Source organism: Streptomyces sp. ISL-1, assembly GCF_018614585.1.
Classification (GTDB): domain Bacteria; phylum Actinomycetota; class Actinomycetes; order Streptomycetales; family Streptomycetaceae; genus Streptomyces; species Streptomyces maoxianensis.
Window position 1 is genome coordinate 1 of record NZ_JAGGOI010000072.1, and the last position, 7,068, is coordinate 7,068.

Annotated in this window: 5 protein-coding genes and 2 pseudogenes; 5 read left to right on the top strand and 2 right to left on the bottom strand. The window is 65.1% G+C overall.

Going from position 1 to position 7,068, the window contains the following annotated elements; all coding sequences use genetic code 11:
• Positions 1 to 14: 14 nt before the first annotated feature.
• The 4 genes and pseudogenes from J7E87_RS36330 to J7E87_RS36670 form a co-directional block, all read left to right on the top strand.
• Positions 15 to 683 carry a reverse transcriptase domain-containing protein gene (locus J7E87_RS36330; protein WP_308313200.1) on the top strand — a complete coding sequence of 223 codons (669 nt, stop codon included), beginning with the start codon at positions 15 to 17 and terminating at the stop codon, positions 681 to 683.
• A 117-nt stretch (positions 684 to 800) separates the two neighbouring features.
• Positions 801 to 1,682 carry an IS3 family transposase gene (locus J7E87_RS34140; protein ID WP_215098547.1) on the top strand — a complete coding sequence of 294 codons (882 nt, stop codon included), beginning with the start codon at positions 801 to 803 and terminating at the stop codon, positions 1,680 to 1,682.
• Positions 1,683 to 2,438: 756 nt separating this feature from the next.
• A complete protein-coding gene (locus J7E87_RS34145) occupies positions 2,439 to 3,122 on the top strand; it encodes a hypothetical protein (RefSeq protein WP_308313199.1) in 684 nt (227 codons plus the stop codon).
• 274 nt (positions 3,123 to 3,396) lie between these two features.
• Positions 3,397 to 3,498: pseudogene (locus tag J7E87_RS36670) on the top strand (IS5/IS1182 family transposase); the annotation flags it as partial.
• Between the two features lie 107 nt (positions 3,499 to 3,605).
• Here the strand turns inward: J7E87_RS36670 and J7E87_RS34155 are convergent.
• Entirely contained in the window at positions 3,606 to 4,244 is a 639-nt protein-coding gene (locus tag J7E87_RS34155; RefSeq protein WP_215098548.1) for an SMI1/KNR4 family protein, read from the bottom strand.
• A 592-nt stretch (positions 4,245 to 4,836) separates the two neighbouring features.
• On the opposite strand from J7E87_RS34155, the gene J7E87_RS34160 reads away from it, so the two are divergent.
• Positions 4,837 to 5,835 carry an endonuclease/exonuclease/phosphatase family protein gene (locus tag J7E87_RS34160; RefSeq protein WP_215098549.1) on the top strand — a complete coding sequence of 333 codons (999 nt, stop codon included), beginning with the start codon at positions 4,837 to 4,839 and terminating at the stop codon, positions 5,833 to 5,835.
• Positions 5,836 to 6,693: 858 nt separating this feature from the next.
• Here the strand turns inward: J7E87_RS34160 and J7E87_RS34165 are convergent.
• Positions 6,694 to 6,852 (bottom strand): annotated as a pseudogene (locus J7E87_RS34165) (NADPH-dependent FMN reductase); the annotation flags it as partial.
• Between the last annotated feature and the right edge of the window lie 216 nt (positions 6,853 to 7,068).

Below are 7,068 nucleotides of genomic sequence, written 5' to 3' on the forward strand. Positions count from 1 at the left end.
CTTAAATAAGTGGCATTGCCCCACAAGGGTCTGCGGTATCCCCGATCTTGGCGAATCTGTTTCTTCATTATGCATTCGACATGTGGCTCACCCGGACTTTTCCGGGTGTCCAGTTCGAACGCTATGCGGACGATGCAGTGATCCACTGCTCGTCGGAGCGGCAGGCCCGAGAGGTCCTGGCGCGACTCGAAGACAGAATGGCAGAGGTCGGGCTCCAACTGCACCCGGATAAGACACGGATCGTGTATTGCGGAAGGGAGCGACACCGTGATGGCGCGGCTACCTCATTCACCTTCCTTGGTTTCACATTCCGAAACCGTCCGGCACAGGACCGCCACGGGAAGATCTTCACGTCCTTCCTCCCGGCGGTCAGCAAGGATGCCCTGAAGAAGATGAGTATGGAAGTCCGCTCCTGGCGGATTCACATGCATGTCACCTACTCCTTCGGCGAGTTCGCGAAATGGCTGAACCCCATTATTCGCGGATGGATGCAGTACTATGGCGCCTTCTACCAAACCGAACTGTATCCCCTCCTCCAGCGCATCAACTTCTACCTGCTGCGCTGGGTCCGGAAGAAACACAAGCGGCTGAAGACCTACAAGAAGGCATCGCGAAGATGGGACCAGGTCGTCAAGTCCTACCCGTCGTTCTTCGCGCACTGGAAATGGGTCAACGTCACCTGACGATCAGGATAATAGGAGCCCGGTGACGGGAGACTGTCACGCCAGGATCTGTGGGAGCCCGGGGGTGAGATTTCCCCGGGCCACCCGACCAGCGGCCTTCTTCGCCCAGGAATATCGGTGAGCGACAAGTACGAGTTCATCGACGGCGAGAAGGACGACTTCCCCATATCCAAGATGTGCGCCTGGGCGGGCGTTTCCTCCTCCGGCTTCTACGACTGGCGTTCGCGGCCGCTGTCAGCAACCGCTGAAAGCCGTGAAGAGCTGAAACTGATCATCTGTCACGTCTTCGGGGACTCGGACGAGACCTACGGCTACCGGCGGGTCCACGCCGCCCTCGCGCGGATGAACCTGCAGGCCGGGCTGGAGCTGGTCCGCTCCCTGATGCGCGAGATGGGCCTCGTCCCGTGCCAGCCAAGACCGTGGCGGGTGACGACGATCGCCGATGAGACGGCTGCCGAGACACCGGACCTGATGGGCCGGGACTTCACCGCCAAGGTGCCCGGTCACAAGCTCGTCGGCGACATTACGTACATCCACACGTGGGCCGGCTTCCTCTACCTTGCGACGGTAATCGACTGCCATACGAAGGCAGTTATCGGCTGGTCGATGGCCGACCACATGAGGACCTCGCTGATATCAGATGCCATCGACATGGCCGCCGGAAACACTCAACTTGCTGACGGATGCGTGTTTCATTCGGACCGGGGAAGTCAGTACACGTCAAACGACTTTCGCAAGAAGCTCCGCACAATGGGTATCAGACCGTCCGTCGGCCGCACCGGCGTGTGTTGGGACAACGCGATGGCCGAATCATTCTTCGGGGCCCTCAAAAACGAGCTCGTCCACCGAACTGCGTTCCCTACACGCGAACATGCCCGCCGGGCGGTCGTCCGCTACATCGAAGTTTTCTACAATCGCAAGCGACTCCACTCGGGCCTCGGCTACAAGACCCCGGCAGAAGTTCACGCCGAATACGTGAAGATGCAGCTCACGGCATAGGAAACACCCATAACTGGTGTCCGGAAAATGGATGGCCCCTCACGGCGGCACAGACGCGCAACCCGACCGCACGACCTACTATCAGCCGGTGCAAGAGGTGCTCCTCAAAAAGAACCTCAGCGTCCACTGAACCTGGATTCACCGCGGTGATCGCTCCGTAGAGGGTCCAATGCAAACAAGTGCCCGCGGACCTGATGCGATGAAAGGAACGGGGCCTCCCGCTTCTGCCGGGGCGCAGGATGCTTTGTCCAGGCGAAGTCCCTGAAGCCCTCGATGAATTTACTGCATTCCGGCAGTGGACGGGAATGGACCTGCACCGACGTCGCTCGGTGCAGGTCTGCACGGCGCCGCCGCATCCCGCGGCTAGGAGTCTGGTCACGATGCAACAACAAACGCGGCCGGAAGACGGAATGGACCGAACCCGGGCCGGGTTCAGCGCGTCACAGGGACGGTCCGGCCTTCACCCCTCACCGCACAGCCTCCACTCGTCACCGTCAGTCCCTGGGGGGACATCCATGCGTACGAACACCACACGCACCGTCTATCTGCTCGTCGCACTGGCCCTGTTCGCCGCCGGATCCGGTGCCCTCGCCGCCTGCGGCAGCGAGAAAGCGGAGGGTGGCGGCGCGGAGGTCCGCGACGCTGACCCGGCGCCGAAGAGGGAGGCCCGCGCCCGCCAGGTCGCCGACGCTTGGGACGGCTCCAAGGCCGCCCAGGTGTGGCGCATGGGCTACTACCCGATGGGCGAGGCGGTCCATGCCCGAGAGTGCCTTCCGCAACGAAGCCGACAAGCGCGCCTACGAGACCCAGAACTTTGTCCTGCACGGCGAACTTCCGGCCACCCCGCCCAAGGACGGGCAGGTGAAGTGGAAGAGCGGAGGCTCGCTCACGCTGCCACTCATGGGGGCGCAGAAGACGTACGAGAGCCTGGACCGCAACAGTAGCAACGGACCGCACCTGACCGTGACCGGGGCGAAGCTGGGCGAGATGACCCTGGCCACCAGCCGTGGCCCGGCGACCGTCCCGGCTTGGCTGTTCACCCTCGAGGGCTACGACACCCCGCTCAAGCGGGTCGCCCTCAGCCCCTCGAACCCCCCCGAGCCACCGATCAAGCCGGCCCAGGAGGTGTCCACCAGCGAGCTGGCGCCGCTCGGAGGGCTGGTCGAGGTGGCCGGGGACGGCCGGTCCGTCACCGTGGTGGCCAACCACGGGTCCTGCGACGACGGCCCCGCTGTGGACGTGCTGGAGACGGGCGGCAGCGTGGTGCTGTCCGCATCCGTCGTCGGGACGAAGGACGGCCCCTGCCCCGGAGCGCTGCGCCGCGAGAAGGTGACGGTGAAGCTGGACCGGCCGGTCGGTGACCGGGTCCCTCTGGACGCGTTCACGGGCCGACCGGTGCCGCACGGGGAGCCGAACGGGCCCTCGCCGAGTTGGAGCTGAACCGTCGTCAGAGCGATGCGCTTCTGAGAAGCCGATTGCTCAACCGATCTTGGAACGTGCTGATCGAATAGGGTTCCCGGTCGGGTGATTTTTTGGGTGGCGCGGACAGGAAGCAGGGCCTCTCGGTAGCTCGGGGGTGCGCGATCCCATCCGCAGCGCGTCCAGCTGTGCCGTAATGCGGGTGTCGCGTTCTGAACTCGGTTGTGGACAGGGCGCCGTGCGCGGATGATGGCCACGCGCAGACAGGCGGCGGTTGGCCTGAGTGCGGGGAGCCAAGGGCTTCGTCCTTCTGCCTCGCCGTTGGAAGGTCGAGCGGTCGATCGGCTGGATCATGAACGCTCGCCGCAATTGCCGGGACTACGAGCGGCTGCCACAGCACAGCGAAGCTCACCTGAACTGGACATTCATCACCCTCATGACCAGGCGTCTCACCCGCAGAGGCTCCCGCATCACATGGGAGAAGAGGTCATAGCCCGGCCGCGCTCAGGGATGGATCTCCCACTCAAGGCAGTGGTGGCCCGACTCGTCATCGTAGGGCGCGGGCCAGTAGTACAGGAAGGCAGCGCCAGCCTCCAAGGCATTGGCTAGGGCTCGGAAGAATTCCGTCAGGCTTGTTGCCCAGAGCGTCCCGTCCAGATCGCCTGATCCGATGCCCATCTCGTACACGTGCCCGTACGAAGGCCCGGGGCGGTGATCGATAAAGGCGAGACCGCCGTCGTTGGGAAGTGCGAACGGCACGCAGCGATGCAGATTCACGGCCAGCGCGTCCTCCTCCCACAGATCGGCTTCGATGTTGTCCTCGCCGACGTCCACGAGCACGTCGTACATCATCACGATGTCGTCCACACCGCTGAGCCGGTGTCCCGACGGAAGAAACGCACCAGCAGGAAGAACTCTGCGGGAGCCAGGGATGGCAACAGGTTCAGCGGCTCCATCGTGCTGTTCCAGCAGTGCCTTGAGCTCCGGATGCAGGTCGAAGCCGAGCCGTGATTCCAACTCGGTGAGCCGCTCCCGCCCCGCCGGCCTGCGCAAGGTGGCCTGATCGGCGGGCGAGTTCGACCTGAGCCACGACTCAAAACGAGTCCACTCACGATCGAACGCAGGAAGATCTATCTGTGTCATGCGCCGAAGATAGACGGTCGCACTGACAACGAGCTCCCACACATGGCTAACCGGTCTGACCTGCAAGAGTTCAAAAGCTCCTACTCAGCGTGACCGAACAGAGTTGACCGAATCCCTACCCCTCCACCCGCCCCAACTGACAATCCTCACGACTGGCTCGGCACCGGCTGCCCTGCCAGAGCGGGGCAGCTGGCGATCGCACCGATCCGCCGCCAGCTCCCGCTTCAAAGGGGCCGAAGTCCTCGAGCATCAAGGCGAAACCACGTGGCAGAGCCTGCTCGCCTGCCTGGTGGAGGTGAGGGGGCGGGTTCACCAGCAAGCCCCACCTGAGCGCGGACGGGCGCTGCCGCTCGCTGTCCCTGGTCGTCACCGGTGGGCAGCGGGCGGACTGCACTCAGTTCAAGCAGGTGCTGGAGAAGGTCCGGGTCCCGGAACTCGGGCCGTGCAGGTCACGCAAGAAGCCGGGACAGCCTCACGGCTGACAGAGTCCTCGGCAGCGGGTGCGCCCGGCACGCCGAGCGCGCCTTGCCGTCACATCGGTGAGATCTGGTTACGCTGCGTATCCCAGCCATGGTGAGCCTTGGGGGCACCTGTGACACAGATCCGGATTGCCACGTTCAACCTGGAGAACTTCGACGAGACCGCTGCGGGCGCGCGCCCGTCGCTGGCTGAACGCATCACGCTGATGAAGCCGCAGATCACGCGGCTGCGGGCGGATATCGCCTGCTTCCAGGAAGTGCACGGGCAGGAGCGCCCTGGGCAGCCGCGTGCCCTGCTCGCGCTGAAGGAGCTGCTCGCCGGCACCAACCTCGACGGTGCGCCCTTGGTCAGCACCAAGCCCGCGAGCGATGCGGTCTTCGACGTGCGCAACCTGGTCATCGCCACCCACCTGCCGGTCATCAAGCAGCAGCAGCTGAAGAACGACCTGGTCGCCGAGCCCCGCTACCAGCGGCTCACCGCCGCACCCCCCGACCCGGGACCGGTTCCGATCGGTATCGAGCGGCCCATCCTGCACGCACAGATCGACATCGACCACGCAGCCCCCGGCCGCCTGCTGCACGTCATCACCGTGCATCTGAAGTCCAAGATCCCCAGCGACATCCCGGGCCAGGTGATCGATTCCCAGAAGGGCATCTGGCGCACCGCCGACAGCTGGGCCGAAGGCAGCTTCCTGTCGTCCATGAAGCGCATGAGCCAGGCCCTGGAAGTCAGGCGCCTCATCGACCAGATCCTCGACGACGATCCTGACGCGCGCATCGTCGTCGCCGGTGACTTCAACGCCGAGCCCGAAGAAGTCCCGGTGCTGGCAATCTGCGGCAACGTCGAGGACAACAACAACGGCGACCTCGCTACCCGGGTCCTGGTCCCCCTCGAGCACACCATCCCCAACGAGGCCCGCTACACCCTCTTCCACCACGGCCGCGGCCAGATGATCGACCACATGCTCGTCACCCGCAACCTCCTCGCCCACTACCGCGGCTCAGAGATCCACAACGAGATCCTCCACGACGACTCCATCGCCTTCGCCACCGACATCAAGTACCCCGAGTCCGACCACGCCCCCGTCGTCGCCACCTTCGACTTCGACTGACCCCGAAACCCCCAGCGCAGGCCGCCCTCGATGTAGATCTCGCGGCGCCGGATCGCCTGGCGCAGCGCGACCAGGACGCACAGCTCGTACGGGATGCGCTCGACCTTGCCCTTGTCGTCCACGACGGCCTCGCGCCAGTCCTTGCGTACGACGCCGTCCATCGGTACCTCGTCGGCGGTGAGCGGGAGCCGACGGCTACCTGGCCACCCGGCGCATCCTGCGCACCGTGGCCACCGCATGGCCTGACGAGGAGATCGACTTTCTGTCCATCCATCTGCACAGGGGGGTCTGGGACGGGACGGACTGGGGGCCACGGCTCGCACGCCGCCTGGCCCGCCACGCCCGAGTCCGCTACTACTCGCTTCCCGCCCTGGGGGACCTGGTTGAAGGGTCTGGCATCCTCCGCACGGCATGGGCACGGGTAGGTGGCATCCGCCTAGAGAGCGTGATCATGGCTCCAGCAGGACTTCGGCCGCTCGCAGCGGCGCGATCAACGGCCGATAGAACCGCCCGCCCACCACCGCTGAGATCACCCGGAGCCAGGGGGGACTGGCGCACGGCCCGGCCGCGGAATGACGCGCGATCGACGGGCCGCCGTCGATGTGCCACCCGACGAGATCACGTTCACCGGCTCCGAGGAATCCGATCTTCTCCATGCCGCGGGCCGACGGACGGCCGGATTTAAGTCGACCCAACCGACCCGACCTGGCGGCGCTCCTCGACGTCGACCTTGGCGGCGCGCTGCCCGACGCCGTGTGACACACGCGCGTAGGACGGTCACATGAAGTGTTCTATTGAGGTCGGGGCAGGTAGACCTTCTGGGTACGTAGACGTAGGACATAGCGGACGTGTACGGCGTCAGGCGGCGACGGCCGCCCGGCCTGCGATGAACGTACGGGCGGTCTCCGCTACCCGGCCGCCGAGGTGCTGCGCGGTCGCGATGTCGGCCTTGTGCACGCCCTCCGGACCCTCGTCGGAGTTCGTCTGGGCAGCGGCGCCGAAGAAGAAGCCGAGGCGGCCGGTGAGCTGGGTGGCCGTCTCGGCGGACGTGTCGTAGACCGAGGCGGTCGGCACGTTCGCGTACGGATCTTCGGGCTGCGCAGTCGGCACAGGCATTCTCCTTGGTTATGTGGTCGGTGTTGGTCGTGTGCGGGGGGACCTCGAAGCCCTTAATCAGTTGCCTGTTGGCGATGGTGGTGGATGCAATGTCCGGCATGGTCACCCAGGTGCGCC